The following is a 26,906-nucleotide window of genomic DNA, read 5'->3' on the forward strand; positions in this document are numbered from 1 at the left end:
ATGGTGCGGCAAGGTTCACGCGGCCACGGGCAGGGGGATGGCGAAATGGCGACGGAGCGGGGTGGCATTTTCGCGGGCGACGACCCGGTCGCGATCGCACAACGCTGGCTGACCGAGGCCGAGAAGTCCGAGCCCGAAGACCCCAACGCCATCGCGCTGGCCACTGTCGACGAGGCAGGTCTGCCCAATGTCCGCATGGTTCTTCTGAAGGAGATCGAGGTCGGGGAGGGGGCGTTCGTCTTCTACACCAACTTCGAGGGGACGAAGGGGAAGGAACTGGCGGCGAACCCGCAGGCGGCCTTCGTGATGCACTGGAAATCGCTTCGCCGGCAGGTCCGCGTCCGTGGCCCGGTGGAGCGCGTGCCGGATGCGCAGGCCGATGCCTATTACAACAGCCGGTCGCTGCAATCGCGCCTCGGGGCCTGGGCCTCGGCCCAGTCGCGCCCCCTGTCCAGCCGGGGCAGCCTTATGACCGAGGTCGCGAAGGTGACGGCGACCAAGGGGCCGAACCCGGAGCGGCCGCCCTTCTGGGGCGGCTTCCGCATCCGGCCGGTGGAGATCGAGCTCTGGGCCGACGGGGCATTCCGCCTGCACGACCGGTTCCGCTTCACGCGGGCGGCGCCGGAGCAGGGCGAATGGGCGGTGCAACGGCTCAACCCCTGACGACCCTGCCGGGATGACGTGAGGGCATACCGCGGCGGCACCCGTTGAAACCGCCGCCTCCATCCCCGATCTTGCCGCCATGCCATCATCGAATGAAACGCCGCCGATCGTTCCGGCGGCCGAATGCACGACCGCGGACGGCGGCGACCCTGTCATCGGACAGGTCAAGTGGTTCGACCCTGCCCGGGGCTACGGCTTCGTCGTGGCCGAGGGGGTCGAAGGCGACATCCTGTTACATGGAAACGTGCTGCGCGACTATGGGCAGGGGTCGGTGGCGGACGGCAGCACGATACATCTGATCTGTCAGATGGGAGAGCGTGGGCGTCAGGCGGTCAAGGTCCTGTCGGTCGATGTGCCCGAGGGTCCGGCAGGGGATACCGCTTTCGACGAACTTTCCCCGATACCCGACGACCTGCCTTATCTGCCCGCGCGCGTGCGCTGGTTTGACAAGAGCCGGGGTTTCGGCTTTGCGAATGTCTTCGGGGATCCGGTTGACGTCTTCGTGCATGTGGACACCCTGCGTCGGTTCGGGCTTGCCGACCTGACGACAGGCGAGGCAATCTGCCTGCGTGCGCTCGACAGCGCGCGGGGACGTCTGGCAGTCGAGGTGCGCCGTTGGGAATTCTACGCCGGTTGATCGCGGCCTTCGGGCTGGGTGCGATGATTGCCTGGGGCGGAGCCGTGGCTGCGCTGACGCCGGAGCCGGCCTGTGCGCCGGGCATCGTCGACATACGGGGCGACTTCGGGTCGGTTCGCCTGAAGGTGGACCTGGCGCTGACGCCGCAGGAACAGGCGCGGGGCTTGATGTTTCGCGAATCCATGCCGCGCTTTTCGGGAATGCTGTTCGTTTATCCGCGCGAATCGCAGGTGTCGTTCTGGATGCGGAACACGCTGATCCCGCTCGACATGATCTTCGTGGGCGCGGACGGCCGCATCGTGGATGTGCATGAGAATGCCGTGCCGCTGGACGAGACGCCGATCCCCTCCGCCGCGCCCGCGCTGGCCGTACTGGAGGTCAACGGGGGTCTGACGGAGACGCTGGGCATCGACGTGGGCGACGCGCTTCGCAGCTCGGCGCTTCCGCAGGACAATGCGGCCTGGCCCTGCGACTGAGGCTTTTCCCCCGCCGATCCGTCTGCTAGGCGGCATTCGTCGGGGCGTGGCGCAGTCTGGTAGCGCACCTGTTTTGGGTACAGGGGGTCGGAAGTTCGAATCTTCTCGCCCCGACCATGTGACGGCCTTCGCTCAGCGGCGAGGGCCGTTGTCGTTTGGGGCCGCCCTGCGGTCTGAAACCCTGTGGATGAAATTGTATGCCTAGATGGCGTTGCCGGTCTGCCACGGCGATCCGTCCTACGATTTCGACGGCCGCGCGAACCGGAATCCCAGCCCCGCATGGCCCGCGCGGCGCCGTCGACAACCCGCTTGCCAGAAGCCGAATCGCGGCTCTCAACGTCAAGCTGTTTCTTTGGGATTTATCCCCGATATCCACATTGACCGCCCCTCTTTGACGCATGTAGTGGTGTGGATGAAGCCCTTACCCACCATATCTGGTGTTCGCGGGCCAATGACCGGATGATCACCTCCGACCTGGACCACAGGCGGGACCCCTGTGTCCCCCCACTGCCGGCCCCATGCGGAATAGCGACCTATCCGGGCAATTGAGAACAGATGCGGCGGGGGGGTCCCCGCCATGATGATACTATGATGGACAAGGGGTTCACGACATGCGGCTTGAGCGGAAATTCACGGAAGCGGGCAAGGATGCCTATGCGGCCCTGACCTTCACGACGACGACGTCGGAGATCCGCAACCCGGACGGCACCGTCGTGTTCCACCTCGACGCGGTCGAGATCCCCGAAGGCTGGTCGCAGGTCGCCTCCGACGTCATCGCGCAGAAGTACTTTCGCAAGGCCGGCGTCGCCGCGCGCCTGAAAAAGGTGCCGGAGAAGGACGTGCCGGAGTTCCTGTGGCGGTCGGTTCCCGACGACGCGGCGTTGGCCGAACTGCCCGCGGATGAGCGTTTTGGCGGCGAGACCTCCTCCCGTCAGGTGTTCGACCGTCTGGCCGGTGCCTGGGCCTACTGGGGCTGGAAGGGCGGCTATTTCACCACCGAGGACGACGCCCGCACCTATTTCGACGAAATGCGCGTGATGCTGGCCCGGCAGATGGCCGCACCCAACAGCCCGCAGTGGTTCAACACCGGCTTGCACTGGGCCTACGGCATCGACGGTCCGGCGCAGGGGCACCATTACGTGGACCCGAAGACCGGCAAGCTGATCCGCTCGAAATCCTCATATGAGCATCCGCAGCCCCATGCCTGCTTCATCCAGTCGGTCAGCGACGATCTGGTGAACGATGGCGGCATCATGGACCTTTGGGTGCGCGAGGCGCGGCTGTTCAAATACGGCTCGGGCACGGGCACCAACTTCTCGTCGCTGCGCGCGGCAGGTGAGAATCTGTCGGGCGGCGGCAAGTCGTCGGGCCTGATGGGCTTCCTCAAGATCGGTGATCGGGCTGCCGGCGCGATCAAGTCGGGCGGCACCACGCGGCGGGCGGCCAAGATGGTCATCGTCGACATGGACCATCCCGACATCGAGCAGTTCATCGACTGGAAGGTCGTCGAGGAACAGAAGGTCGCCGCCCTGGTCGCCGGATCCAAGGCGCACCAGGCTCAGTTGACGAAGGTGATGGAGGCCGTACGCGCCTGGGACGGCAGCCTTGACGACGCCTGCGACCCGGCGGTGAACGAGACGCTGAAAAGCGTGATCCGCGGTGCCAAGAAGCACATGATCCCCGAGGCCTATATCCTGCGTGTGCTGCAATACGCCCGGCAGGGATACGACAGCATCGAGTTTCCGACCTACGACACCGACTGGGATTCGGAGGCGTACAACTCCGTCTCGGGCCAGAACTCGAACAACTCGGTCCGCGTGACCAATGCCTTTCTGCATGCCGTCGAGAAGGATGCCGACTGGGAGTTGACGAACCGGACCGACGGCCGCGTCGCCAAGACCGTCCGCGCCCGCGACCTGTGGGACAAGGTAGGCCACGCCGCATGGGCCTGCGCCGATCCGGGCATCCAGTTCCACGATACCGTGAACGACTGGCACACCTGCCCGGCCGACGGGGCGATCCGCGGATCGAACCCGTGCAGCGAATACATGTTCCTGGACGACACGGCCTGCAATCTCGCCTCGATGAACCTGCTGAAGTTCCTCAACGCCGATGGCAGCTTCGATCACGACGGTTACGTCCACGCCAGCCGCTTCTGGACCATCACGCTCGAGATCAGCGTCGCCATGGCGCAGTTCCCGTCGAAGGAAATCGCGCAGCGTTCGTATGACTTCCGCACGCTGGGCCTCGGCTATGCCAACATCGGCGGCCTGTTGATGAACATGGGTCTCGGCTACGACAGCCGGGAGGGCAGGGCGCTTTGCGGCGCGCTGACGGCGGTCATGACCGGCGTGTCCTATGCCACCTCGGCCGAGATGGCCGGTGAACTGGGTCCGTTCCCCGGATATGCCCGGAACGCCGCACACATGCAGCGCGTGATGCGCAACCACCGCACGGCGGCGCAAGGCAGGACCGAGGGCTACGAGAAGCTGGCCGTCAAGCCGGTCGCGCTCGACATGGAAGGTTGCCCCGACAAGCAGCTGACCGATCTGGCCCGCAAGATCTGGGACGAGGTGGTCGAGGCCGGCGAAAAGCATGGCTTCCGCAACGCACAGAGCACCGTCATCGCGCCCACCGGCACCATCGGTCTGGTCATGGATTGCGACACCACGGGGATCGAGCCCGACTTCGCGCTGGTGAAGTTCAAGAAGCTGGCCGGCGGCGGTTACTTCAAGATCATCAATCAGTCCGTCCCTGCCGCCCTCCGCAAGCTGGGTTACGGCGAGGCGCAGATCGGCGAGATCATTGCCTATGCGGTAGGCCACGGGTCGCTTGGCAACGCGCCGGGCATCAACCACACCGCCCTGATCGGCCACGGTTTCGGCCAGGCCGAACTGGACAAGATCGAGAAGGCGCTGCCCTCGGCCTTCGACATCCGCTTCGTCTTCAACCAGTGGACCCTGGGCGCGGAGTTCTGCACCGGTACGCTGGGCATTCCGGCGGCGAAGCTGGCCGATCCGACGTTCGACCTGCTGCGGCACCTGGGTTTCTCGAAGAAGGACATCGAGGCCGCGAACGACCACGTCTGCGGGACGATGACGCTGGAAGGAGCGCCCGGCCTGAAGGACGAGCATCTGACCGTTTTCGATTGCGCCAACCCCTGCGGCAAGAAGGGCAAGCGGTTCCTGTCGGTAGAAAGCCACATCCATATGATGGCCGCGGCGCAGAGCTTCATCTCGGGCGCGATCTCCAAGACGATCAACATGCCCAATTCGGCCACTATCGGGGATTGCAAGGCAGCTTATGAGCTGTCGTGGTCGCTCGGCGTCAAGGCGAACGCGCTCTACCGCGATGGGTCCAAGCTGTCGCAACCGCTCGCCGCCGCCCTGATCGAGGACGACGACGAGGCCGCCGAAGTCCTGGAAACCGGCACGCCCACGGCGAGGGGGCAGGTTCTGGCCGAGAAGGTGATCGAGAAGATCATCGTCAAGGAGCTTGTCCGCTCGCACCGGGTCAAGATGCCCGAGCGGCGCAAGGGCTATACCCAGAAGGCGACGATCGGCGGGCACAAGGTCTATGTCCGCACCGGCGAATACCAGGACGGCACGCTGGGCGAGATCTTCATCGACATGCACAAGGAAGGCGCGGGCTTCCGTGCCATGATGAACAACTTCGCCATCGCGGTGTCGGTCGGCCTGCAATACGGCGTCCCGCTGGAGGAGTTCGTCGACGCCTTCACCTTCACCAAGTTCGAGCCGGCCGGCATGGTGCAGGGCAACGATTCGATCAAGAACGCGACGTCGATCCTCGACTACATCTTCCGTGAGTTGGCCGTCAGCTATCTCGACCGGGAGGATCTGGCCCATGTGAAGCCCGAAGGCGCCACATTCGACAGCATCGGCGAGGCCGAAGCGCCGGCGGGCGAGGACGGCAACGTCGAGGCCACCGGCCAGTCAGCGGCGTCGAAATCGCTGGAAGTCATCAAGTCGGTCACCTCGTCGGGTTATCTGCGCAAACGGCTGCCGCGTGATCTCGTTGCCCTGCGGGGCGGCGCGGACCGCGTCGCGGCGCAGATCGCGGGCACCACCACGATGACCGTCGCACGCTCCGAAACGTCCACCCTGTCGGTCGCCACCGATCTGGATGCGCGCACCAAGGCGAAGATGCAGGGATATGAGGGCGAGGCCTGCGGCGAATGCGGCAACTACACCCTCGTCCGCAACGGCACCTGCATGAAGTGCAACACCTGCGGCGGAACCAGTGGCTGCAGCTAACGGGAACCGGTGAATTTCGGCCTCCCGGGCATAGTTTGTCCCGTTTGGGGCAAAGGTTGTCCGGGAGTGGCGAGAACGATCTTCCGGATGGGCCACCGGCAAAAACAAAGCGAGCGGTGAACCAACCGAGGCCTTTTCAACGACCCCAAGGGGGTCCCCTTTACGGTGCCCCTCCTCTTTGATCTGTAGATCGCTCTATTGCACAAATCGCCTGAGGCCCAAGGCGTCCCTTTTCCCAAACAGACTTATCCAATGGCTTTTGTGACGGGGATGCCAAGGGCAGTCCAGCCGTTCATATCGGAAATGCGGACCCGGTCCTCCGCTTGCCGATCGAAGCCCTGCGCCGTGGCCCGCTGCTCGAGCAGTTTCACGCCGTGCATATTGGTCTCGCCGCCGCTTGGGCGGTCGTATCCGCTCCAGTTTCGCCAGATCGCGCGGCCGAGGCATCTCGACACCCGCAGCGCTTGGATTTCTGGGGGAGCGTTGTCAGCCAATAGTCCGAGGACAACGGTGAGCGCGCCCACGGCAACGGTCTGTCACGGTATGGCGTTCTTGCGAGGTGGCATCGCAGCGCAGGAACGTCTCGCTCGCATAGCGCCTCTTGCGCCGAACCTGGACGCGGTAGGCATCGGACGGGAGTTTGTTTATGGTGGCCATCTGGCGTGTGCGCTCCGTGCGCATTGAATCGTCGTAGAGGGTCGGATCGCCGGATATCAGGGCGTAATCTGGCGTAGGAGCCGCGACCCGGAATAGTTTGAACGCAGAATAAAAATGGAAATAAGTCAACACGCTAGACTGTCCGTCGCCCCGATGATGGATTGGACCGATCGGCATTGCCGGGCGTTCCATCGCGTTCTGTCGCGGCAGGCGCTGCTCTATACGGAGATGGTGACGTCGGCGGCGCTGGTGCGGGGCGGGGCGGGGCATCTTCTGGATTTCGACACGGCGGAGCATCCGGTTGCCCTGCAATTGGGGGGGAGCGATCCGATCGAACTTGCCGAGGCCACGGCCATGGGCGTCGCGTGCGGCTATGCCGAGGTGAATCTGAACGTCGGTTGTCCGTCCGACAGGGTGCAGTCGGGCTGCTTCGGCGCCGTGTTGATGGAACGTCCGGCATTGGTGGCGGAGTGTCTGTACGCCATGGTGCGGGCGGCGGGCGACGTGCCAGTCACGATGAAATGCCGCATCGGCGTGGACGATCAGGATCCTGCCGTCATCCTGCCGGATCTGCTCGCCCGAATGACGGACGCGGGTGTCAACCGCGTGACCGTCCATGCAAGGAAGGCCTGGCTTCAGGGGCTCAGCCCGAAGGAAAACCGTGAGGTTCCGCCGCTCGACTACGCCCTTGTCTATGCCATGAAGGACAGGTTTCCCGGACTGCATCTGTCGGTCAACGGCGGAATCGCCACGCTGGAGGACGCGTTGGCCCATCTGGAGCACGTGGACGGTGTGATGGTCGGTCGGGCGGCGTATCACGATCCCGCCGCGATCCTGCTGGAGGCCGACAGCCGCATCTTCGGTCAGTCCGATACCTGCCCGGACCGGGTAACTGCCGCGCTCCGCATGGTGCCGCATATAGAAGCGCACCTGGCGCAGGGTGGCAAGCTGGCACAGGTGACGCGCCACATGCTGGGTCTGTTCGCGGGTCTGCCCGGCGCGCGAGGCTGGCGGCGGACCCTCTCGGAAGGCGCGCACCGGCCGGGCGCGGGCGTCGACGTCCTGCATGCCGCCCTGGACCGCGTCGCCCGCGCCGCTGCCTGACCCATCTGGCACGCCGGGGCAGCGCAGGGTAAGGCGCGGTCCGACAGCCATTGGAACTCGCCATGCCCGACCTTTCCGTCCTTCTTCCGCTCGTGGCCTTACTGATGGCGGTCGGTGCCTTCGCGGGTGTTCTCGCGGGCCTTCTGGGCGTCGGCGGCGGCATCGTGCTGGTGCCTGCGTTCTATTACGTATTTCATGCCTTGGGCTATGACGGTCCGAACATCATGCAGGTCTGCGTGGCCACGTCGCTCGCGACGATCATCGTGACCTCCCTTCGGTCGGTCCGGTCTCACCAGAAGAAGGGCGCGGTCGAGTTCGACATCCTGAAAGGCTGGGGCCCCGGCATCGCGATCGGGGCGTCCATCGGATCGCTGACCGCCACGCAGCTCCGCTCCGAGACGCTGACAGCCGTCTTCGCGGGTCTGGCGCTGTTGGTCGCGGTCTACATGGCGGTATCCCGTCCGCACTGGCGGATCGCGGACGAGATGCCGAAGGGATGGCGGCGGTACCTCTATTCGCCCGGCGTCGGGTTCCTGTCGGTTCTCATGGGCATCGGCGGGGGCAGCTTCGGCGTGCCATTGATGACGCTGCACGGCATCGCGATCCATCGCGCCGTTGCCACGGCAGCGGGCTTCGGCGTGCTGATCGCGGTTCCGGCCGTCCTTCTGTTCCTGGTCCTTCCCGCCGAGGGATTGCGCCCGCCGCTCACCGTGGGGCTGATCAACCTTCCGGCCTTCGTGGTCATCGTGGCGATGACGCTGATGACGGCGCCGCTAGGGGCGCGGCTGGCCCATTCCATGAACCCCGCGCCCCTGAAGAGGGCCTTCGCGGTGTTCCTGTTCCTCGTCGCCGTCAACATGCTGCGAAAGGTGTTCGGCTAGGACGCCTTGCGCTTCCTTTGCAACCGGGCCGCGCGTCCGCCCCGCCGGACCTTCGGTGCAGGAGAGCGGGACGGCAGGTCGTCCATCACGGCGGCGCGTCCTTCCGGCGTCATGCGCGACCAGCCCGCGATCTCATCCATCGACCGCGCGCAGCCGAGGCACAGTCGCGTCTCCGGGTGGATGGTGCAAAGCCTCGTGCAGGGGCTTTCGATCTCGGCGCGGGCCCAGATCCGGTCGGAGGTGGGGCGGTCTGTCAATTCGGGCCTCCGATATGGCGCAGACGATCCAACGCGCCTTGCAGGATATAACCGGCCGCGACGTGATCGATGACCTCTGCGCGACGCTTTCGTGACGTATCCGCCTCCAGCAGCGCGCGTTCGGCGGCAACGGTGGACAAACGTTCATCCCAGAAAGCGATAGGCGTGTCGATGCGATGCGACAGGTTGCGGGCGAAGGCGCGCGTGGATTGCAGACGTGGCCCTTCGGACCCATCCATGTTGAGCGGCATGCCGATGACGATGCCGACGATGGACCGTGCCGCCAGCAGCGCCTCGATTGCCAAAGCGTCCTGCGTGAACTTAGTCCGGCGGATCGTCTCGAGGGGGGTGGCGATGCTGCGGAAGGTGTCGCTCACCGCGACGCCGCAGGTCTTGGTGCCGAGATCGAGCCCCATCAGGGCGCCGAGACGGGGCAGGGTGGCCGCGAAGTCCTCGACCGTATCGTGGATCACGGGGTCAGCCCCGCCTGTTCCGCCGCCCGCGCCAGCACGTCCAGCCCGGCGGGATCGTCGGTAAACGTCATCTTTGCCTCGGCATAGACCCGCGCCGCATCGTCTGTCCGGCCAAGGACGCCGTAGGACGTGATGAGCCGCGCCCAGTCCGACGGCGGCCCGCCTTCGTCGGCGAGCCTCGCGGCCAGACCGTCCACCATGCCCGCGATCATCTCGACCCGGTCCTCGGGCGACATCGACGCGGCCCCGGCCAGATCCTCCGCCGTGGGTCCACGGGGCTGGGGCAACTCCTCGAGCGGTGTGGGATAGCCGGCCAGAACCGACACATCTTCGATCCGTGCGTAGATCGGGTCGAGCCACGGGTCCCCCGGCCGGCTGTCCGCCACGAGCGCGCGCCAGACGGGCCAGGCAAGGTCGGGTCGACCGCCCTGCGCGTACATCAGGCCCCGGTAATACCGCGCGGTTCCGTTCGCGGGGTCGCGTCGCAACGCCTCGGCCAGGGCGCGCTCGGCCTCGGGCGAGACATATCCGTCGGCCGCCGCCACCATCAGCTCGGCCAGAAGCGCGAAATCATCGGCGGTCGCGTCCTCGCCGGCGAGCGCCAGCACGCGATCCTGCGCGCGCCATGCGGCAGCATAATCTCCAAGCCCCGCCTCGGTCTGCACTGCCAGCCGCCAGCCGCGAAGATCGTCCGGGCGACCTTCCAACACCTCGCGCAGTTGCGCCGCCATCCGCGTCATGTCGGGGTTGCTGTCGTCGACCCGCGCGGGAACGTCCGCCTCCGCGCTTGCCTGGTCCGGGCGGGCGGCGCGGGCTTCCTCGATCCGGTCGATGCGCGCCTGCAGAGGCAGATCCGAATAGCCGGGCGCGCCGATCCACAGGTAGACGCCGACCGAAACGACGAGCGTGGGCAGGGCCACGAGTGCCAATCCGAGAGCCGTCCACCCCTGCCGACTGCCAGCCGTTCGCTCCCTGTCGGCGGCCAGAAGGCGACGCGCGACTTCGGCCCGTGCGGCCGCGACTTCCGGCTCGGGCAAGACCCCGCGCGCGGCATCCCGGTCAAGCTCGCGCAGTTGATCGCGATAGACGGCGACATCCTGTCGGTCGGCCGGCGCACGGTCCGTACGCAGCGCGGCGCCCATCGCCGCGACGCAGGCGACCAGCAACAATCCTGCGAGAATCCAGAATGTCATGCCGCTCCCCTCCTGAGATCGGCCCCCCTTACCCCTCCGGGTGCACCGACAGAACCCCCCTTGCGTCGATGTGAACATGCGGTCCGCCATCGACAACGCACCCGTCGGCCTTTTCGCGGTTCAGGCATGGATGAGCGACGATAGCACGCCCCGGGGTTCGTTCAGGCTAACGGGTTCGACTATTCGGTCGGGGTAGGCGGAGATGGCGAGTTGCTGACCGGATGGATGGGCAAACTTCAAAGAATCGGGGTAACGGTCGATGACCTGTGCACTGCGGCGCGATTGTTTCGCACTGGCGCACGAACGCATCGCAAGATGGGGATAGGCGGAACCTCGCCATTCGTGTATGGTTGTTATCGGATAACGAAGCTAACGAAGGCCATCTGCCATGGCTCATTCTGCCAGTCACCGCCGTCCGCGCGGCATCAACTTCCTTCTTGGGGGCACCGTCGTCACTGTCGGCGTTCTCCTTTACACGATGTTCGGCGGACCGCTGGACTTCAGCATGGGCGGCGCCCCGTCCGTCCGGATCGATCAGGCCGAAACCGTCGTCGGACGCTGAACGCGGTGGAGCTGCCTTCGCGGGGCGCCTCAGGGCACACCCGCCGCATCGAGACGGGGACGTTGATCGAACCCATCCCGCACGACCCGGCCGGCACTGCGCGTTCCTTCGCACCGTATCCACGGGGTCTGACCTTGGAAAAGCGCGGCGTCGGTCGCCCGACCCGCGCCGGGCCTTGACCCCGACGCCATCCGCGCGACATGTCATGTGACACCAATCAGGAGAGATGACATGGCCTTCGATCTGCCCGACCTGCCGTATTCCCACGACGCCCTTGCCGACAAGGGAATGTCGAAGGAGACGCTCGAGTACCATCACGACCTCCACCACAAGGCCTATGTCGACAATGGCAACAAGGCCATCGCCGGCACCGAGTGGGAGGGCAAGTCGCTGGAGGAGATCATCACCGGCACCTACGACAAGGGTGCGGTGGCGCAGTCGGGGATCTTCAACAACATCAGCCAGTTGTGGAACCACAACCAGTTCTGGGAGATGATGGGCCCGGGCGACAGCAAGATGCCGTCCGAGCTGGAAAGCGCACTGAAGGAGGCGTTCGGATCGGTCGACAAGTTCCATGAGGAGTTCGCCGCCGCCGGGGCTGGTCAGTTCGGCTCGGGCTGGGCTTGGCTTGTCAAGGACAAGGACGGGTCGCTCAAGGTCACCAAGACCGAAAACGGCGTGAACCCCCTATGCTTCGGCCAGACCGCGCTGCTCGGCTGCGACGTCTGGGAACATTCCTATTACATCGACTACCGCAACAAGCGGCCGGCGTATCTGGACAACTTCCTCAAGAACCTCGTGAATTGGGAAAACGTCGCCTCCCGCATGTGACCGACTTGTGGCCTTTCGTCCGGGCAGGAACCGCTGCCCGGACCGACACGTTGGTTCTCCGACACGCAACGGAGGACTACACCATGGCCGAGAGACACCGCTCCAACGATGGCAGCCGCGATACCGACAAGTTCATCGAGGACATGCCCGAAACCCCCGATCAGCAGGGCCGTGCCGGAGGCAGGGTCGCCAGGGACGTCGGTACGCAGGATTCGCTCAAGCGTGCGACGAAGCAGGGCGTGTCCGGCGTCACCCGCGTCACCAAGGCCGATGAAGATGACGATGCGGAGGACAACTGATGCCCAGCCTGCAGAACGGCACGATGGTCGTCGTCACCGATAGCGAGAAGGCCCTGTTCCTCATCAATCTGACCGACGCGGAAGATCCGAACCTCGACGTCGTCCGCAAGGACGAGGAGGAGAATCCGCCCGATCGCGAACAATCCGCAAATCGCCGGGGCCGCCAGCAGGAGAGTTCGGGCGCGCGGCGCTACGCCTACAGCGATACGGACTTCCATGAGTTGCAGAAGGATCGGTTCGCGTCCGACCTTGCCGACAAGCTCTACAAGATGGCGCACAAGGGGCGGTTCGAGTCGCTTGTCATCGTGGCCCCACCTCAGGTTCTGGGCGTCCTGCGCGACGAGTTGCACAAGGAAGTGTCAAGCAAGGTAATCGCGGAAATTCCAAAGACGCTGACCAATCATCCGGTCGACGAGATCGAGAAGATCGTGAAGGACGACCTGGCGGAGATGGGCGACGCTGCCTGAGCCAACTTCTTTGACAACGCCGAGGACGGCCCCCCGTCGGGGGCCGTTCGCATGAAGGTTTGACCATCCGGCACGCGAAATCGAGCGCAACGGTGCGGTTCAGGCGGCCAGCAGATCCGTCGCGCCTGATATGTACGTCAGTTGCAGCATGGCAATCTGCCGGCGCATTGGATGCCTGAACGGCAGAAACCGCGTAACCGGCGCGGCACATCGGCACCGATGCATAGGGGTTTCCTTACCATTTGACGTCCTCTAGGTTTTGTCCCGCCGTCAGGCCGTGCTAACCTGCGTGCGGCTTGCGGAGGGGACGACATGGCCCAGGGATTTTCGATCGGCAGGGGGGCGGGGGTCGCCCTGATTGTCCTCGGCCTCGGAACGGCCGCCGGTTTTTTGCTGTTCGAACGGGAGCTGCCGCAGCCGCAGCCGCCCGCGCTGGTTCCCCTGTCTGAAGATCCTGACGCCCCACCGGTCCGGGATGGCACGCCAACCGATGATACCGTTGCAGCCGTTGACGCCAACGCGCCGACACTCGACGTCGTGCGGGTCGACGCGAACGGCGCGGCGGTGGTCGCGGGCCGGGGGGCGCCGGATACGGACGTCGTCCTGCGTGTCGATGGGCGCACCGTGACCACGGCGCGGACGGACAGCGCGGGAGATTTCGTGTCGTTGTTCGACATCGCCAAAAGCACCGACCCCTCCCTGCTGACGCTCGAATCCGTGGACGCACAAGGCAACGTGGCGCGCGCCAAGGAGGAGATCATCCTGGCCCCCGCCGATCCGGGCACCGCGACCCCGATCAGCGATACCGAGACCGCGAACGCCACCGCAAAGCCGCCGCGCCTGTTCCGCTCGGGCTCCGACGGGGTGACCAGGGTCGCCGCGGACACCTCTTCGGGCGGTACGGATACGACGCTCGGCATCGACGCGATCAGCTACGATGGGGATGGCCAACCGCAGTTGACCGGTCAGGGCGCCAAGGACAGCCGGCTTCGCATCTACCTTGACGGGCAGCCGGTGCGCGAGGCGCGTGTCGACCCGACGGGGGCCTGGGTGTCTCCGCTGCCCGCCGTGGAAACAGGCGTCTACACCCTGCGCGTCGATGCGCTGGCCGAGGACGGCAGCGTCACCGGACGGGTGGAGACGCCGTTCCAACGCGTCGACCCCGATGTCGCCGTCGCCCAAGGCGAAAGCGTGCGGGCCGTCACCGTGCAACCCGGGGCTACGCTCTGGGCCATCTCCGAAGGGCATTTCGGCGAGGGGATCCGCTACGTCCAGATATTCGAAGCCAACCGCTCCCAGATCCGCAATGCCGACCTGATCTATCCGGGGCAGATCTTCACCCTGCCGGACGGCTAGGGCGGTTTCCATTTCCGATCCCGGGCCCTAGGTTTCTCGACAGCCATCCGGGGACCAAATGCGCCGCACCGATCCTGACCCATCCCAGGCGCCCGCCGGTGCCCTCGGCATCATCCGTCGCGTGATCCCCTACCTCTGGCCCGCGGGCGAGACCGGTGTGAAGGTCCGCGTCGTCATCTCCCTCCTCATGTTGCTGGTGGCGAAGTTGATCGCGGTGACGGTCCCGCTGATCTACAAGCAGGCCGTCGACGCGCTGGCTCCCGATACCGTGACTGCGGCATGGGCCCTGGGATTGGGGGCGGTCGGCCTGACGGTGGTGTATGGTCTGGCCCGCGCGCTCAACATCGGGTTCCAGCAGCTGCGCGACGCGCTCTTCGCTCCCGTGGGCCAGCGCGCACTGCGGCGGCTCGCGGCCGAGACCTTCGCGCACATGCACCGCCTGTCTATGCGCTATCACATCAGCCGAAAGACAGGTGGCCTGTCGCGGATCATCGAGCGCGGGGTCAAAGGCGTCGACTTCCTGCTTCGGTTCCTGCTGTTCTCCATCGGCCCGCTCATCCTCGAGCTCGCGATGATCTCGATCATCCTCTTCTTCATATTTGACGTCTGGTACCTGGTCGTCGTGCTGGCGACGATCCTGCTTTACGTCGCCTTCACCTTTTCGGTGACCGAATGGCGTGTCCGGATCCGCCGTTTCATGAACGAGCAGGATACCGACGCGAACCAGAAGGCCATCGACTCCCTCCTGAACTTCGAAACGGTCAAGTATTTCGGCGCCGAAGCGCGTGAGGCCGGCCGCTATGACATGGCCATGGCACGGTACGAAGGCGCCGCGCTGCGCACGCAATATTCATTGGCGTTCCTGAACTTCGGGCAGTCCCTCATCATCACCACCGGGCTGGTCGGCGTCATGGTGATGGCCGCCATCGGCGTTCAAACCGGCGACCTGACGGTGGGGGACTTCGTTATGGTGAATGCCTACATGGTGCAGATCACGATGCCGCTGAACTTCCTCGGGACCGTCTACCGTGAGATCCGGCAAGCCCTGGTCGACATGGGCGAGATGTTCGGCCTTCTGGAGCAACCGGCCGAGGTGCGCGACGCTCCGGGGGCACCGGATCTGACGGTGAACGAGGGAGTCGTGGAGTTCCGCAACGTCCACTTCGGCTATGAGTCCGCCCGGCCGATCCTCCAGGGTGTTTCGCTGACCGTGGGGGCGGGGCGGACAGTGGCGGTCGTGGGCCCTTCGGGATCGGGCAAGTCGACGCTCGGCCGCCTTCTGTTCCGGTTCTACGATGTGGGCACGGGAGCGATCCTGATCGATGGCCAGGATATCCGCGACGTCACGCAGGAGAGTCTGCACGCACATATCGGCGTCGTGCCCCAGGATACCGTGCTGTTCAACGACACGCTCCGCTACAACATCGCCTATGGCCGCCCCGACGCCACCTTCGACGAGGTCCGCGGCGCAGCGCGCGCGGCTCGGATCCACACTTTCATCGAAGCGCTGCCCGATGGGTACGAGACGACCGTGGGTGAACGGGGGCTCAAGTTGTCGGGCGGCGAGAAGCAGCGGGTGGGGATCGCACGGACCTTGCTCAAGGACCCTCCGATCCTGCTTCTCGACGAGGCAACTTCTGCGCTCGACACCGAGACGGAGCGGTCGATCCAGGGCGAACTGCGTGCGATGGCTCAAGGCCGCTCGGTCATCACTATCGCTCACCGCCTGTCGACCGTGGTGGATGCCGATCTCATCGTCGTGCTCGAGGCAGGCCGCATCACCGAGCGAGGGACACACGAGGAACTTCTCGCTTTCGGTGGGCGCTATGCGTCGATGTGGAACCGCCAGCAGGCGGAGGAGGAGGCCGCCTGAACGCTCATCGACGTTCGGGCGACATGTCGCCGTAGTGCCCCGATCGGTGGTTCCGGTTGCCGTCATCCTCAGAAAAGCTCGATCGGAGGGTCCGCCTCGTCCTGAGCGCCTTCGGCGAGGCGGCGCCGAAGCGTGGCCTGACGAATTGCTCCAAGGACGTTGTCGGACAGCACGAAATCTCCCGCCCCGCCGTCGCGGGCCAGACGATCGAACAGCGCGCCGAGGTCCAGGAGCGTCTGCTGCACGATGTCCAATGCCTGAAGCTGAGCGGCCATCCTGTGCGTCACGCATTCCGGCGGCAGGTCGTCGTCCAGCGTCCGTTGAAGCGTTCGCAGCCTGTGTGCAGCGCGCCCGCATTCTGACGCGACCTGCGCGGAGAATCCCCCCGTTCCTCGTGTCACAATCGACCGACCACGGCCTCGATCGAGACTTTCAGTTCAGCAGCGCTGTAGGGCTTCGGGAGAAAGTTGTTCATCCCCAGCTTCTGCCCCGTCGTCAGGACTTCGTCGTCACTTCGTCCGCTGACAAGAATGAAACCGACTGTCCGGGTCAGCGGATCGACACGCAATTGCTGCAGCAACTGAAGCCCGTTCATCTGCGGCATGTAGAGGTCTGACATCACGAGATGTGGAAGGGATTGCCGTGCCTGCCGCAATGCCGCCTTCCCGTCCTCGGCATAGCTCACGTTGGTCAGGCCCAGCGCGTCGAGGGCTTGTAACAATATGCCCCGGCTCGTGGACATGTCGTCCACCACAAGTATGCGCAGCGTGTCCCTCAGCAGCATGTCGCACCATTCGCTTTCCGGTCGTTGATCGGCCGCCGAAACGCGGTCCGTCCGGCGGGGGCCAAAGGAGGGTGCTGACCCAGAAGCCGTTCGGAATGTCCGATAGCGAACAAGCCGCCAGGCGCGATGCGTTGCCGCAGAAGGTCGTGGACTTTCGCCTGTGCGTCGCGGCTGAAGTAGATCAGGACATTGCGACAGAAGATCGCGTCGAACTGGCCACCCACGTCCAGTTCCTGCGTGAGGTTGTGATGCATATAAGTGATCGCGGTCTGCAGTTTCCGGATCAAATGGGCGGGGTTCTCGACGGCCGCCGCCCGGGTGCGGAACGGCGTATTGGGGCCCGTCAGCAGCAGCCGACCTAGCTCCAGATCCTCCGACCGGTCGCGTGCCTTTTCGAGGACGAAGCGGTCGACGTCGGTGGCGAGGATGCTCACCTGCGTGGACCAGCCCGTTCCGAGCGTGGCCCGGCAGGTCGCGGCGAGCGACAGAGGCTCCTCGCCGGTGGAGCAACCCGCCGACCATATCCTGTATTTTCGCTCCCGCCTGATGCCGTGGTCCAAAGTCTCCACAAGGTGAGCGGCGAGCAGGTCGAAGTGATGCGGCTCTCGGTAGACGCCTGTGACGTTGGTCGTCAGTGCCGACACCAGGAACTCGCGTTCGCGCAGGCCATCGGCTCCGTCGCCCTCCACCAGACGGAGATAGGCGTCGAATGTTCCCGCGCCGGTGGCCCGCAAGCGCCTTTGGAGGCGGGACGCGACGAACGTTCGCTTGCTTTCCGGAAGATTCAACCCGGCCTCGCGGTCGGCTATGACCGCAAGCCGCTCGTACTGACCTGAGAACAGCGGGATCACGTGCCATTCTCCGCACGAGCCGAACAGACCGCAGGAAGAATGCGGGAGGTTGAGAGGACCTGGATCATCTCGTCGTCCAGAATGAAAAGCCTTTCAGCCATGGTACCGGGCTCCTCCGGGCCTGCCGGTGGAACGTCCTGCAGCTGGTCCGCGCCGGGATGGACGATGTCCGATACGGACTCGACCAGCAGGCCGTGCACCCGCCGGCCGTCCTGTACGACGATGATGACGTTGCGCGGGTCATCAACCGTGCGGGCCTGACCCAGCCGCTGGGCAAGGTCCATCACCGGCAGGACGGCGCCGCGGAGGTTCACCATACCCCGCATGAACGGTGCGGCGTGGGGCAGGGGGGTGGGTTCGCTCCAGCCCCTGATCTCGCGGACTGCCATGATGTCGATGCCGTAGCTCTGCCCTCCGCACCGGAAGGTCAGCAGTTCCGCAACGGTCGCTGGATCGAGCGGGATATCGTCCCGGCCGTGGAATGTCATGATGCGCGCGCCTCCGTGGCGAGATGCTCGTGGGTCTCCGGGCGAAGTCCCGCGTGGCGGGCTGTGCCGGCGGGATCGACGATCAGGGCAACCTGCCCGTTCCCGAGGATCGTCGCGGCAGAGACGCAGGGGATGTGGCCGAAGTTGTCGCTGAGTCCCTTGATGACGACCTGCCGTTGCGCTTCGATCGCATCCACGCGGAGGGCGTAGATCCCGCCGTTTTCTGGCTGCACGAATAGAAGCGCCGCCTCGTCGTCGTCCTGTCCTCCGACTGCGGATCCGACCGGAAAGCCCATGCACTGCCCCAGGTCGAGCATCGGTACGAAGCGATCCTGCATGAGCACCACCTCCTGCCCGGCCGAAAGCATCTCGGTCCGGGCGGTGTCGGCGGACTGCGTCTCGACGATGGACGATAACGGCAGGACCATGTGATGTCCGCTCGCCCGCACGATCATTCCGTCGAGGATTGCCAGCGTCAGCGGAAGGCTGATCGAGATCGTACAGCCCTTGCCGGTTTCGGAACGCACGGAAATGGTTCCGCTCAGGTCGCGGATCGCCCGCTGCACGACGTCCATTCCGACGCCGCGCCCGGACAGCGACGATATTTCGGTCACGGTGGAAAGGCCGGGCTTGAACAAAAGACGGTCGATCTCGGCCGGATCGAGGATCGAACCTGCCTCGACCATCCCCCGCGTGATCGCTTTTTCAAGAACGCGTGCGCGGTCTATACCCCGTCCGTCATCGGAAACCTCGATCACGACACGGTCGGATTTCTGGCGGGCCGTCAGGCGGACGACCCCTATCGCGGACTTGCCTACCCGGACCCTTTCGGCGGGATCCTCTATTCCGTGGTCGATGGCGTTCCGCACCATGTGCGTAAGGGGGTCGGTCAATCGCTCCACGACCGTCTTGTCGATCTCGGTGGCTTCGCCCTCGGTGACGAGGTGGATGTCCTTGCCGGTGGCTGTCGATACCTCACGAACGATGCGGGTCATCCGCTGGAAGAGCGGCTTCACCGGCTGGGCACGGATGGACATGATGCTGTCCTGGATGTCGCGGGTCAGCTGCTGCAGGTCTTCGAGCGTCGCGATCGCTTCCGAGCGGTGATCCAAGCCTGCCTGTGCCAAGCCCTGGGCCAGAACGGACTGGCTGATGACGAGTTCGCCGACCAGGTCAACGAGACGGTCGACGCGCGTCAGATCCACCCGGATCGTCGCCGGGCCCGAAGGGGCGGCCACCGTGGCTGGGGCGGCTGTTTCCGGGGGCGCCACGTCGCCGCGTTCCGCAATGTCGGGGGCGAACGGTGCGATGGGCGTCGCGGGCCGGTCGCCGTCCTGCATCGCCGACACTTCGAGGATGCAGAGGTCGACCGCGAACTCGAAAACCGCTTCGATCTCGGTCTCCGTGAGGTCGGGCGCGGAGGGGGTGAGCCGCACCGACCAACGCAGGCGCGGTACGTCGGGGTCGAGACGGTCGAGCGTCGGCAGGTCGGTCTCGATCGCCGTGACCTCGATCCGGCCCAGAACCTCCAGCGCGCGAAATAGATAGAGCGGCTCGTTCCCGCTGCCCAGAAGTTCGGGCAGGGGTTCGAAAAGGATTGTCCAAACGCGGCGGACGTCAGGACGGACGGGACCGTTCATGTCCTGCCCGAGATCGATCATGACGGGCACGAAGCCCCCCCCAGCCGACGATGGCGTTCCACCCGACAGCAGACGTGCAAGATCACGAGTGTCGGGCGCGTCGACCGGCAGGTCGTCGCGGACCGCCGAGACAAGGTCGCCCAACGTGTCCGATGCCCGCAGGAGAACCGCAAAGGCGTCGCTCCCGCCCTTGAGCTCTCCGTTCCGGAGCGCGTCGAGCACCGTCTCGAACTCATGCGCGAACCCCACGAGAAGGCCCAGGTTAAAGGCCGCGGCCCCCCCCTTGATCGAGTGGACGGCGCGAAACACGGCGTCGATCGTGTCCGCATCGGGCGTACCGGCCTGTAGCGACAGCAGTCCATCCTCCAGCACTTCGAGAAGCTCGGCACATTCCTCGAAGTAGGTGGCGCGGATGGCGTCCATCGGGTCCATCACGCGAGGCCGGTGACGGTGCGCAGGGCCACGACGAGGCGGGCTGGATCGAAAGGCTTTACGATCCATCCGGTTGCTCCGGAAGCCCGGGCCCGCAGTTTCAGGTCGCGCGCGCTTTCAGTCGTGAGGACGAGGATCGGAATGCCTGCATATTCCGGCTGCTGGCGAACGCGTTCGATGAACCCGAAGCCATCGAGGCGGGGCATGTTCACATCCGTCAGAATCGCATCGGGATGCGTGTCCATGCCATCCAGAACCTCGATCCCATGGATCCCGTCGTCCGCCAGGACCGTCTCGATCCCCTCCCGCTCCAGCGTCAGGCGCACCATGTCCCGGATCGTCCGGCTGTCGTCTATGGCCAAGACCCTCATGCCGCGCGCGCCGGCGTCTGCAACCGGTCGAGCGTCACGCCGAGCGTGGTGGCGCAGGATGAAAAGGCCGGCGAGGGGTTCGCGACGGTCAGGCCGCGGCCGAGGGTCCGCTGCCGGTCCCGCCCAGCCATCAGCACCTGGAGACAGGGCGTCGTGAGCAACCGGACGTTCCGGGCATCGAGCACGATGTCGCCGTCACATCCCAGAAGCACCTTCCGCAGTGTCGCCGCCGCCGCGATGTCGAGCCGTTCGGGCAGGGCGATGTCCCCGCCTTGGTCCGTCATGCCGACCGTTCCATCCATCTCGCTTCGCCCCCTCACGCTTCGATCGGGCAGGCTTAGCCGAAGGATTGCTAAGAAACGGTTACCGGCGGACGGTACGGATCAGTCGGGGAAATCCACCAGATGCGCCGCGCAGCCGGTCAGTGCGGCGAAATCGTCGGCGATCAGAAACACCGGAAAATTCGACATGAATCCGGCGAAACGACCCTTGTCGCGGAAGGCCGTGTCGAACCCCATCGGCGACAGATGCGGCGCCATGGCCCGCGCAACGCCACCCACAAGATAGATGCCGCCCAGCGGTAAATGGATCAACGCGAGGTTGCCCGCGACGGTGCCCAGGATGCGGACGAACTGCTGCACTGCCGCATTCGCGCGCGGGTCGCTGTCGATGCGGCCCATGATCTCGGAGGCGAGCAACTCATCCTCCGATCCCGCCTCGCTGGCAAGCCATCGGTAAATCTGTTCGAGACCGCGGCCCGACAGCACATCCTCGACCGACGGAAAGCCATGCGTCGTGGACACGAAGGTGCACAGACGCAACTCGGCCTCGGTGCGGACGGGCATGTTCGCGTGACCGGCCTCGCTCGGGGGGACGAAACGGCCGGCGTGGGTCAGATGGACGGGGGCAGCGTTGAACCCTGTGCCGACGCCAATGACGAGCCGTGCGGCGTCGTCGCGCACGGGCGCGTCGACGATGGTCAGGCAATCCGAGTCCGAAAGGTGACCCAGAGCGTGACCCTGCGCCTGGAGATCGTTCAGGATGGCGGCCCGGCGCGCGCCGGTGCACCGGATCAGCCGCGCGGTATCGATCGACCAGTCGAGATTCGTCAGCTCGGCCCGCCCCCCCGATACCGGCCCCGCGACGGCCACGCAGGCCCCGTCCGGCGTCTCACGTCCATGATCCTCGCAGTATTGCGTCAGAAGGGGGGCGAGGTTGGCGAAATCGCGGTTGCCATAGCGGTGGACCGTGTCCGGCAGGATACGCCGGCCACGGGCCAGAGCCACGCGGGTGTTCGTGCCTCCCACATCGGCCACAAGGAAAAGCGGATCATCCGTCATGCCACGGCCGTATCAATGCGACAGCGCGCGGGCAAGCCGCCGGTAGCTTGCCCGGGGGGTTCGCTTCTGCGTGGCGAAGTCGACGTGGACCAGCCCGAAGCGTTTGTCATAGCCCAAAGCCCATTCGTAATTATCCAGAAGGGACCAGAAGACATAGCCCGCCAGCGGTATCCCGTCGCCGATCAGGCGGCGCGCGACGGCGAGATGCCGGTCGAGGTAGTCGATGCGCCCGTTGTCGGCCTTGCCCGGCCCGTCGTCGCCGGCCATCCCGTTCTCCGTGATCCAGAGCGGCAGATCGCCGGTGTAGTCCGTAACCGTCCGACGGAGCAGCCAGTCGAGACCTTCGGGGCAGATCTCCCATCCCATCGCGGTGAGCGGACCGCGCGCGGGCGCGAGGCCCAGGGCGGGCCACTCCCCCTGCGTGGCCTCGATCCGCTGGCACGTGTAGTAGTTGACACCAAACCAATCAACGGGTTGCGAAATGATCTTCATGTCGTCCTGCCAGTTGGCGGGCAGGTGGGGCTTGAGTCCGCGCAGGATGTCGTCGGGGTATGTGCCGTGCATCATGGCGCCGGGAAACCACCGGTTGTAGATACCGTCATAGCGGTGCGCCGCCTCGACATCGGCAGGGGCGTCGCTCGCCGGAATGGCGTATTCCATGTTGCAGACGGCCCCCAGGTTCCGCACGCTGCGGGCGCGCAGCGCGCCGATCGCAAGGCCATGCGCCAAGCCGACATGATGCATCGCCCGCGCGGCAGCCCGCAGGTCCGTCAGGCCGGGGGCATGGATGCCGTCGTGATAGCCGAGCCAAGCGATGCACCAGGGTTCGTTCACCGGGGCGGTGGAAAACAGGCGGTCGCCCAGGCGTGCGGCGACGACATCGGCGAAATCGGCGAACCGTTCCGGCACCTCGCGCACCGTCCAGCCGCCCTTCTTCGCCAGCGCATCCGGCAGTTCCCAGTGATAGAGGGTGGCCATGGGGCGCAGGCCACGTTCCAGCATGCCGTCGACCAGACGATCATAGAAATCAACGCCCTTCGGGTTGACGTTGACACCATCCGGCATGATCCGCGCCCATGAGGTCGAAAAGCGATAGGCGTCGAGTCCGGCGTCGCGGGCAAGGTCGAGATCTTCCGGCCAACGGTGATAATGGTCGCAGGCGATGGCGCCGGTCTCGCCGCGCACGACCTTGCCGGGAATGGCGGCGAAGCTGTCCCAATGGGTGCGGCCGGCACCGCCAAAGGCATGGCCCTCGATCTGGTAGGCGGAGGTCGCGGCGGCAAAAACGAAGTTTTCGGGAAAGTCGGAGCGGGAGAAGGTGAAGTCGTCCATCATGCCCCCGTCAGCGCAGGGCCGGTCGATCCGCCCAGCACCAGTTCGCATTCCCACACCTCCTGCACCGGCGGGGCAGAATCGCCCGTGATGCGCGCCAGCAGGATCTCGGCACAGCGCCGCCCCGCCGCGCGGACGGAGGAGCGCGTGGCCGTGAAGATGGGCACCTCGGTTCCGTTCGTCAGATAGCCCAGCATGTCGTCGTGGATCACCACCGAGACGTCGCGTCCCATCGTCAGGCCGCGGTCGCCCAGAGCGCGCCGCACGCCGATCCCCATGATGAGGGAGGAGGCGAGGAACGCGGTGGGCGGATCGGCGAGATCGAGCATCCGCCGGGTGGCGGCATGGGCGGCATGCTCCGTCATTTCGGTTGCGGAGATGAGCGCGGGGTCCGCCTCGATACCCCGCGCGACCAATGCCCCGACGACGCCGTCGCGTCGCCTGCGGGCGAAGTCCATGGTCGCGATCCCGTTGAGCAGCGCGATCCGCCGGTGTCCCAGGTCGAGCAGCAGGTCCGCCGCCCGTCCGAATGCACGCCTGTTGTCGACGTCCACGAAGCTGTAGTCCGTGTCATCACCCGGAATGCGACCGTGGACGACGAAGGGCAGGCCGGTCGCGCGCAGCAACCCCAGCCGCGGATCGTCGGCACGGGGGCCGTGCACGATCAGACCGTCGACATTCCCGGTATTGGCCATGTGACGATAGGCGCGCAGCTCGTCGCCGTCGGGCACGACCGACAGCAGCATGTCATAGCCCGCGCGCGCATAGACGTCGCCGGCCCCGGCGATGAAGTCGGCGAAGACGGGGTTGACCATCTCGTGATTCAGGGCGGTCGGGATGACGTGGCCGATGGCCATCGCACGCCCCGTCGCCAGCGCCGCGGCCCTTCTGTTGGGGCGATAACCATGGGCGCGGGCGGCCTCCAGTACGCGGCGGCGGGTTTCCTCCCGTACCTCTGGATAGCCACCGAGCGCGCGGCTGACTGTCGTGGGGGACAGGCCCAGAAGCTCGGAGAATTCCTTGAGGGTCATGTCGAGAAGTCAACTCAAAGCGGTTTCAATGTCAGGATACGGTTTGATGTTACTACCCAAGACGTGCCCCGGAACGGGGCAGTGGAGCAACACCAAAGAATACGAAAACGTTCGATAACTCTTCAGCGCCGTTGACAGGGCCGGGGTAGCGCCTCCATGCTGCGTTTGTCAAAGCGGTTTGGAAAGCACGCCGCAGCGCGGCGAGACTGGCGGATTTTCGCGGGGAGGAACGATGAGGAAATTACTGACTGGTACCGCCATCACGGTACTGAGCATGGGCGCCGCTGCCGCGCAGGAGATCGGGCCGTTCACGGTGGGCGAGGGGCCCTTCGACTGGGACGGCTATCAGGCTTTTGCGGATGCGACCGACCTGTCGGGACAGACGGTGACGATCACCGGGCCCTGGACGGGCGACGAGAAGGCCAAGTTCGACAACGTCATGGCCGTGTTCGAGGAGGCGACAGGCGCCAACGCGGAATATTCCGGCTCCGACAGCTTCGAGCAGGACATCGTGATCTCGGCAAGGGCGGGATCCGCTCCGAACCTCGCGGTGTTTCCGCAGCCGGGCCTGGCCGCCGACATGGCGGGGCAGGGCCTGCTGACACCCTTGCCGGACGGCACGGCGGACTGGCTGCGCGACGGCTATGCCGCGGGCGACTCCTGGGTCGATCTGGCCACGTTCGAGGGGCCGGATGGGGAGGAAGACCTCTATGGCATGTTCTACCGCGTCGATCTGAAGTCGCTGGTCTGGTATTCACCCGCCGCCTTCGACGAGATGGGATACGATATCCCCGGGACGATGGAGGAGTTGAAGGCCCTGACCGATCAGATCGTCGAGGATGGCGGAACGCCCTGGTGCATCGGCCTCGGCTCCGGCGCGGCAACAGGCTGGCCCGCGACCGACTGGGTCGAGGACATGATGCTGCGCCTGCACGCGCCCGAGGATTACGACGCCTGGGTCACGAACGACCTGAAGTTCGACGACCCGAAGGTCATCGCCGCGATCAAGGAGTTCGGAAGTTTCGCCCGCAACGACGACTACGTGGCCGGCGGGGCCCAATCGGTGGCCAGCACGGACTTCCGCGACAGCCCCACGGGCCTGTTCGAGATTCCGCCCGCCTGCTACCTGCACCGGCAGGCGTCCTTCATCCCGGCCTTCTTCCCTGATGACGTCGAGGTCGGGCAGGATGCGGATTTCTTCTATTTTCCCGCCTTCGAGGGTCAGGATCTGGGCCAGCCCGTGCTGGGCGCCGGGACGCTGTTCGCCATCACCGATCCGTCGGACGCGGCGAACGCGATGCTGGAGTTTCTCAAGCTGCCCATCGCGCATGAGACGTGGATGGCGCAGGGCGGGTTCCTGACGGCCCATGCGGGCGTCAACCCCGAAGCCTATGCCGACGACGCCCTGCGCGCGCAGGGCGAGATCCTGCGCGACGCCACGACGTTCCGCTTCGATGCGTCCGACCTGATGCCGGGCGAGATCGGCGCGGGGGCGTTCTGGACCGGCATGGTCGACTACGTCACCGGCGCCTCGGCCGAAGACGTGGGCGCGGCGATCCAGAGCCGCTGGGACGCACTGAACTGACCGTCCGGCCCGTGCCTTCGGGTGCGGGCCGGTTCACCTGACACCGCAACACGGAAAAGGGGCCGCAGCCGTGTCACCGCTCATCCAGGGGCTTCTCACGATCCTGATCGGCGTCGGCGGCTGCGTCGGCTATTTCTGGGCGTCGAACGTCGTTCTCGACAAGGTGGTCTTTCCCGCCAAGGGCCCCAACATCGGCCGCAACATCAACCGGGCGAACGCCGTGCGGCCCTGGCTGTTCATGCTGCCGGCGCTGGCCGCGCTCGGGCTGTACCTCGTCTATCCGGTTTTCGGCAGCTTCTGGCGGTCGCTGTTCAACCGCTCGGGCGCGGACTTCATCGGGCTCGGCAACTACTCCTTGCTGATGCAGGACGGAGAGTTCCGCACCGCGCTGTTCAACAACTTCCTCTGGGTGCTGGTAGTGCCCGCGCTGTCCACGTTCCTCGGGCTGCTCGTCGCGCAGCTGACTGACAAGCTCCGGTGGGGCAACATCGCCAAGTCGCTCATCTTCATGCCGATGGCGATCTCCTTCGTGGGCGCCTCGCTGATCTGGAAGTTCGTCTATGCCGTCGATCCCGAGATCGGCATCATCAACGCGATGCGCGACGCGATGGGTTTCGCCCCCCTCGACCCGTTGCAGGTGGGGTTCTGGAACAACTTCTTCCTCATGGTGATCCTTGTCTGGATCCAGACGGGGTTCGCCATGGTGATCCTCTCGGCGGCCCTGCGCGGCATCCCGGACGAGACGGTCGAGGCCGCGATCATCGACGGCGCGTCACCCGCGCAGATCTTTTTCCGCATCAAGATCCCGCAGATCATGGGCACCATCGTCGTCGTCTGGACGACGATCACGATCCTCGTGCTCAAGGTCTTCGACATCGTCTACACGATGACCGGCGGCAACTTCGGCACGCAGATCCTGCCCAGTTACATGATGGAATACATGTTCCGCGATGACGGGCGGGCGACGGCCGTAGCCTTCGTCATCATGATCATCGTCCTGCCGGTGATGGTCTGGAACATCGTGCAGGCCCGCAGGGAGGTGCGCTGAC

27 protein-coding genes, 1 tRNA gene and 1 pseudogene are annotated in these 26,906 nt (G+C 65.5%); 15 read left to right on the top strand and 14 right to left on the bottom strand.

The features are described from left to right. Positions 1-45 precede the first annotated feature (45 nt). The 5 genes from pdxH to JAN5088_RS13955 all read left to right on the top strand — a co-directional run bounded on the left by pdxH (position 46) and on the right by JAN5088_RS13955 (position 6,050). Complete coding sequence (gene pdxH, locus JAN5088_RS13935; protein WP_055683441.1) at positions 46-663, top strand: pyridoxamine 5'-phosphate oxidase; 618 nt, start codon at positions 46-48, stop codon at positions 661-663. 79 nt (positions 664-742) lie between these two features. Next, positions 743-1,300: a cold-shock protein gene (locus JAN5088_RS13940; RefSeq protein ID WP_082430021.1), complete on the top strand. Its 558-nt coding sequence runs from the start codon at positions 743-745 to the stop codon at positions 1,298-1,300. Next, positions 1,279-1,776, top strand: coding sequence for a DUF192 domain-containing protein (locus JAN5088_RS13945; RefSeq protein ID WP_233489797.1), 498 nt, complete (start codon positions 1,279-1,281; stop codon positions 1,774-1,776). The genes JAN5088_RS13940 and JAN5088_RS13945 overlap by 22 nt, the downstream gene beginning before the upstream one ends. Before the next feature lie 40 nt (positions 1,777-1,816). Further along, positions 1,817-1,893: transfer RNA gene (locus JAN5088_RS13950), tRNA-Pro, on the top strand. A gap of 494 nt (positions 1,894-2,387) precedes the next feature. After that, positions 2,388-6,050: a vitamin B12-dependent ribonucleotide reductase gene (locus JAN5088_RS13955; protein ID WP_055683442.1), complete on the top strand. Its 3,663-nt coding sequence runs from the start codon at positions 2,388-2,390 to the stop codon at positions 6,048-6,050. Positions 6,051-6,295: 245 nt separating this feature from the next. On the opposite strand, the pseudogene JAN5088_RS19680 reads toward JAN5088_RS13955, so the two are convergent. Beyond that, positions 6,296-6,517 (bottom strand): annotated as a pseudogene (locus tag JAN5088_RS19680) (IS5/IS1182 family transposase); the annotation flags it as partial. 304 nt (positions 6,518-6,821) lie between these two features. Between JAN5088_RS19680 and dusA the strand changes: the two are divergent. After that, on the top strand, positions 6,822-7,811 hold the full coding sequence (gene dusA, locus JAN5088_RS13965; RefSeq protein ID WP_055683443.1) for a tRNA dihydrouridine(20/20a) synthase DusA: 990 nt from the start codon (positions 6,822-6,824) through the stop codon (positions 7,809-7,811). A gap of 62 nt (positions 7,812-7,873) precedes the next feature. Beyond that, positions 7,874-8,692, top strand: a complete 819-nt coding sequence (locus JAN5088_RS13970) for a sulfite exporter TauE/SafE family protein (protein ID WP_055683444.1) — start codon at positions 7,874-7,876, stop codon at positions 8,690-8,692. On the opposite strand, the gene JAN5088_RS13975 is transcribed toward JAN5088_RS13970, so the two are convergent. The 3 genes from JAN5088_RS13975 to ccmI are packed head-to-tail and all read right to left on the bottom strand — an operon-like array spanning position 8,689 to position 10,615. Next, complete coding sequence (locus JAN5088_RS13975; RefSeq protein WP_055683445.1) at positions 8,689-8,949, bottom strand: DUF1289 domain-containing protein; 261 nt, start codon at positions 8,947-8,949, stop codon at positions 8,689-8,691. The genes JAN5088_RS13970 and JAN5088_RS13975 overlap by 4 nt on opposite strands. Further along, complete coding sequence (gene ruvX, locus JAN5088_RS13980) at positions 8,946-9,422, bottom strand: Holliday junction resolvase RuvX (RefSeq protein ID WP_055683446.1); 477 nt, start codon at positions 9,420-9,422, stop codon at positions 8,946-8,948. Before ruvX ends, JAN5088_RS13975 begins: the two co-directional genes overlap by 4 nt. Then, entirely contained in the window at positions 9,419-10,615 is a 1,197-nt protein-coding gene (ccmI, locus tag JAN5088_RS13985) for a c-type cytochrome biogenesis protein CcmI (RefSeq protein WP_055683447.1), read from the bottom strand. The genes ruvX and ccmI overlap by 4 nt, the downstream gene beginning before the upstream one ends. Before the next feature lie 388 nt (positions 10,616-11,003). Between ccmI and JAN5088_RS18945 the strand changes: the two genes are divergently transcribed. From JAN5088_RS18945 to JAN5088_RS14010, 6 genes are all read left to right on the top strand, one after another. After that, positions 11,004-11,177: a hypothetical protein gene (locus JAN5088_RS18945; protein ID WP_158448490.1), complete on the top strand. Its 174-nt coding sequence runs from the start codon at positions 11,004-11,006 to the stop codon at positions 11,175-11,177. A 231-nt stretch (positions 11,178-11,408) separates the two neighbouring features. Next, positions 11,409-12,008, top strand: coding sequence for a superoxide dismutase (locus tag JAN5088_RS13990; protein ID WP_055683448.1), 600 nt, complete (start codon positions 11,409-11,411; stop codon positions 12,006-12,008). A gap of 83 nt (positions 12,009-12,091) precedes the next feature. Further along, the gene (locus tag JAN5088_RS13995) at positions 12,092-12,307 is read left to right on the top strand and encodes a hypothetical protein (RefSeq protein WP_055683449.1); all 216 of its coding nucleotides are present in this window, start codon (positions 12,092-12,094) and stop codon (positions 12,305-12,307) included. After that, a complete protein-coding gene (locus JAN5088_RS14000; RefSeq protein WP_055683450.1) occupies positions 12,307-12,774 on the top strand; it encodes a host attachment family protein in 468 nt (155 codons plus the stop codon). The genes JAN5088_RS13995 and JAN5088_RS14000 overlap by 1 nt, the downstream gene beginning before the upstream one ends. 312 nt (positions 12,775-13,086) lie before the next feature. Further along, entirely contained in the window at positions 13,087-14,130 is a 1,044-nt protein-coding gene (locus JAN5088_RS14005; RefSeq protein WP_055683451.1) for a LysM peptidoglycan-binding domain-containing protein, read from the top strand. A 58-nt stretch (positions 14,131-14,188) separates the two neighbouring features. After that, a complete protein-coding gene (locus JAN5088_RS14010) occupies positions 14,189-16,003 on the top strand; it encodes an ABCB family ABC transporter ATP-binding protein/permease (RefSeq protein ID WP_055683452.1) in 1,815 nt (604 codons plus the stop codon). 68 nt (positions 16,004-16,071) lie between these two features. Here JAN5088_RS14010 and JAN5088_RS14015 read toward each other — a convergent pair whose 3' ends face one another. From JAN5088_RS14015 to JAN5088_RS14060, 10 genes are all read right to left on the bottom strand, one after another. Further along, positions 16,072-16,278 (bottom strand): hypothetical protein, encoded by a 207-nt coding sequence (locus JAN5088_RS14015; RefSeq protein WP_143114701.1) that lies wholly within the window; start codon positions 16,276-16,278, stop codon positions 16,072-16,074. Between the two features lie 122 nt (positions 16,279-16,400). After that, entirely contained in the window at positions 16,401-16,787 is a 387-nt protein-coding gene (locus JAN5088_RS14020; protein ID WP_055683454.1) for a response regulator, read from the bottom strand. Then, positions 16,778-17,638 (bottom strand): CheR family methyltransferase, encoded by an 861-nt coding sequence (locus tag JAN5088_RS14025; protein ID WP_055683455.1) that lies wholly within the window; start codon positions 17,636-17,638, stop codon positions 16,778-16,780. Before JAN5088_RS14025 ends, JAN5088_RS14020 begins: the two co-directional genes overlap by 10 nt. After that, positions 17,635-18,126, bottom strand: coding sequence for a chemotaxis protein CheW (locus tag JAN5088_RS14030; protein ID WP_055683456.1), 492 nt, complete (start codon positions 18,124-18,126; stop codon positions 17,635-17,637). Before JAN5088_RS14030 ends, JAN5088_RS14025 begins: the two co-directional genes overlap by 4 nt. After that, positions 18,123-20,189, bottom strand: coding sequence for a chemotaxis protein CheA (locus JAN5088_RS14035; protein ID WP_158448491.1), 2,067 nt, complete (start codon positions 20,187-20,189; stop codon positions 18,123-18,125). The genes JAN5088_RS14030 and JAN5088_RS14035 overlap by 4 nt, the downstream gene beginning before the upstream one ends. Positions 20,190-20,197: 8 nt before the next feature. Then, positions 20,198-20,569, bottom strand: a complete 372-nt coding sequence (locus JAN5088_RS14040; protein ID WP_055683458.1) for a response regulator — start codon at positions 20,567-20,569, stop codon at positions 20,198-20,200. Beyond that, entirely contained in the window at positions 20,566-20,871 is a 306-nt protein-coding gene (locus tag JAN5088_RS14045; protein ID WP_055683459.1) for an STAS domain-containing protein, read from the bottom strand. Before JAN5088_RS14045 ends, JAN5088_RS14040 begins: the two co-directional genes overlap by 4 nt. A gap of 81 nt (positions 20,872-20,952) precedes the next feature. Further along, positions 20,953-21,909, bottom strand: a complete 957-nt coding sequence (locus JAN5088_RS14050) for a glucokinase (protein WP_055683460.1) — start codon at positions 21,907-21,909, stop codon at positions 20,953-20,955. A 12-nt stretch (positions 21,910-21,921) separates the two neighbouring features. Beyond that, on the bottom strand, positions 21,922-23,241 hold the full coding sequence (locus JAN5088_RS14055; protein WP_055683461.1) for a GH1 family beta-glucosidase: 1,320 nt from the start codon (positions 23,239-23,241) through the stop codon (positions 21,922-21,924). Continuing rightward, positions 23,241-24,272 carry a LacI family DNA-binding transcriptional regulator gene (locus tag JAN5088_RS14060; protein ID WP_055683462.1) on the bottom strand — a complete coding sequence of 344 codons (1,032 nt, stop codon included), beginning with the start codon at positions 24,270-24,272 and terminating at the stop codon, positions 23,241-23,243. The genes JAN5088_RS14055 and JAN5088_RS14060 overlap by 1 nt, the downstream gene beginning before the upstream one ends. A gap of 232 nt (positions 24,273-24,504) precedes the next feature. On the opposite strand from JAN5088_RS14060, the gene JAN5088_RS14065 reads away from it, so the two are divergent. Together JAN5088_RS14065 and JAN5088_RS14070 are read left to right on the top strand one after the other, a co-directional pair. Then, the gene (locus JAN5088_RS14065) at positions 24,505-25,857 is read left to right on the top strand and encodes an ABC transporter substrate-binding protein (protein ID WP_055683463.1); all 1,353 of its coding nucleotides are present in this window, start codon (positions 24,505-24,507) and stop codon (positions 25,855-25,857) included. A gap of 70 nt (positions 25,858-25,927) precedes the next feature. Then, positions 25,928-26,905, top strand: coding sequence for a carbohydrate ABC transporter permease (locus tag JAN5088_RS14070; protein ID WP_055683464.1), 978 nt, complete (start codon positions 25,928-25,930; stop codon positions 26,903-26,905). Position 26,906: the final 1 nt, after the last annotated feature.

This window comes from Jannaschia rubra (assembly GCF_001403735.1).
GTDB lineage: Bacteria > Pseudomonadota > Alphaproteobacteria > Rhodobacterales > Rhodobacteraceae > Jannaschia > Jannaschia rubra.

Bases quoted from the DNA above. Each gene is read 5' to 3' on its own strand.
- JAN5088_RS14045 (WP_055683459.1), bottom strand. From the start codon at position 20,871: ATGGATGGAACGGTCGGCATGACGGACCAAGGCGGGGACATCGCCCTG.
- JAN5088_RS14055 (WP_055683461.1), bottom strand. From the start codon at position 23,241: ATGGACGACTTCACCTTCTCCCGCTCCGACTTTCCCGAAAACTTCGTT.
- JAN5088_RS14050 (WP_055683460.1), bottom strand. From the start codon at position 21,909: ATGACGGATGATCCGCTTTTCCTTGTGGCCGATGTGGGAGGCACGAAC.
- JAN5088_RS14005 (WP_055683451.1), top strand. From the start codon at position 13,087: ATGGCCCAGGGATTTTCGATCGGCAGGGGGGCGGGGGTCGCCCTGATT.
- JAN5088_RS14015 (WP_143114701.1), bottom strand. From the start codon at position 16,278: ATGGCCGCTCAGCTTCAGGCATTGGACATCGTGCAGCAGACGCTCCTG.
- JAN5088_RS14040 (WP_055683458.1), bottom strand. From the start codon at position 20,569: ATGAGGGTCTTGGCCATAGACGACAGCCGGACGATCCGGGACATGGTG.
- JAN5088_RS14065 (WP_055683463.1), top strand. From the start codon at position 24,505: ATGAGGAAATTACTGACTGGTACCGCCATCACGGTACTGAGCATGGGC.
- JAN5088_RS13940 (WP_082430021.1), top strand. From the start codon at position 743: ATGCCATCATCGAATGAAACGCCGCCGATCGTTCCGGCGGCCGAATGC.
- JAN5088_RS14000 (WP_055683450.1), top strand. From the start codon at position 12,307: ATGCCCAGCCTGCAGAACGGCACGATGGTCGTCGTCACCGATAGCGAG.
- JAN5088_RS13970 (WP_055683444.1), top strand. From the start codon at position 7,874: ATGCCCGACCTTTCCGTCCTTCTTCCGCTCGTGGCCTTACTGATGGCG.
- JAN5088_RS14010 (WP_055683452.1), top strand. From the start codon at position 14,189: ATGCGCCGCACCGATCCTGACCCATCCCAGGCGCCCGCCGGTGCCCTC.
- ccmI (WP_055683447.1), bottom strand. From the start codon at position 10,615: ATGACATTCTGGATTCTCGCAGGATTGTTGCTGGTCGCCTGCGTCGCG.
- JAN5088_RS14060 (WP_055683462.1), bottom strand. From the start codon at position 24,272: ATGACCCTCAAGGAATTCTCCGAGCTTCTGGGCCTGTCCCCCACGACA.
- JAN5088_RS14030 (WP_055683456.1), bottom strand. From the start codon at position 18,126: ATGACATTCCACGGCCGGGACGATATCCCGCTCGATCCAGCGACCGTT.
- pdxH (WP_055683441.1), top strand. From the start codon at position 46: ATGGCGACGGAGCGGGGTGGCATTTTCGCGGGCGACGACCCGGTCGCG.
- JAN5088_RS13995 (WP_055683449.1), top strand. From the start codon at position 12,092: ATGGCCGAGAGACACCGCTCCAACGATGGCAGCCGCGATACCGACAAG.
- dusA (WP_055683443.1), top strand. From the start codon at position 6,822: ATGGAAATAAGTCAACACGCTAGACTGTCCGTCGCCCCGATGATGGAT.
- JAN5088_RS13955 (WP_055683442.1), top strand. From the start codon at position 2,388: ATGCGGCTTGAGCGGAAATTCACGGAAGCGGGCAAGGATGCCTATGCG.
- JAN5088_RS18945 (WP_158448490.1), top strand. From the start codon at position 11,004: ATGGCTCATTCTGCCAGTCACCGCCGTCCGCGCGGCATCAACTTCCTT.
- JAN5088_RS14035 (WP_158448491.1), bottom strand. From the start codon at position 20,189: ATGGACGCCATCCGCGCCACCTACTTCGAGGAATGTGCCGAGCTTCTC.
- JAN5088_RS13990 (WP_055683448.1), top strand. From the start codon at position 11,409: ATGGCCTTCGATCTGCCCGACCTGCCGTATTCCCACGACGCCCTTGCC.
- JAN5088_RS14020 (WP_055683454.1), bottom strand. From the start codon at position 16,787: ATGCTGCTGAGGGACACGCTGCGCATACTTGTGGTGGACGACATGTCC.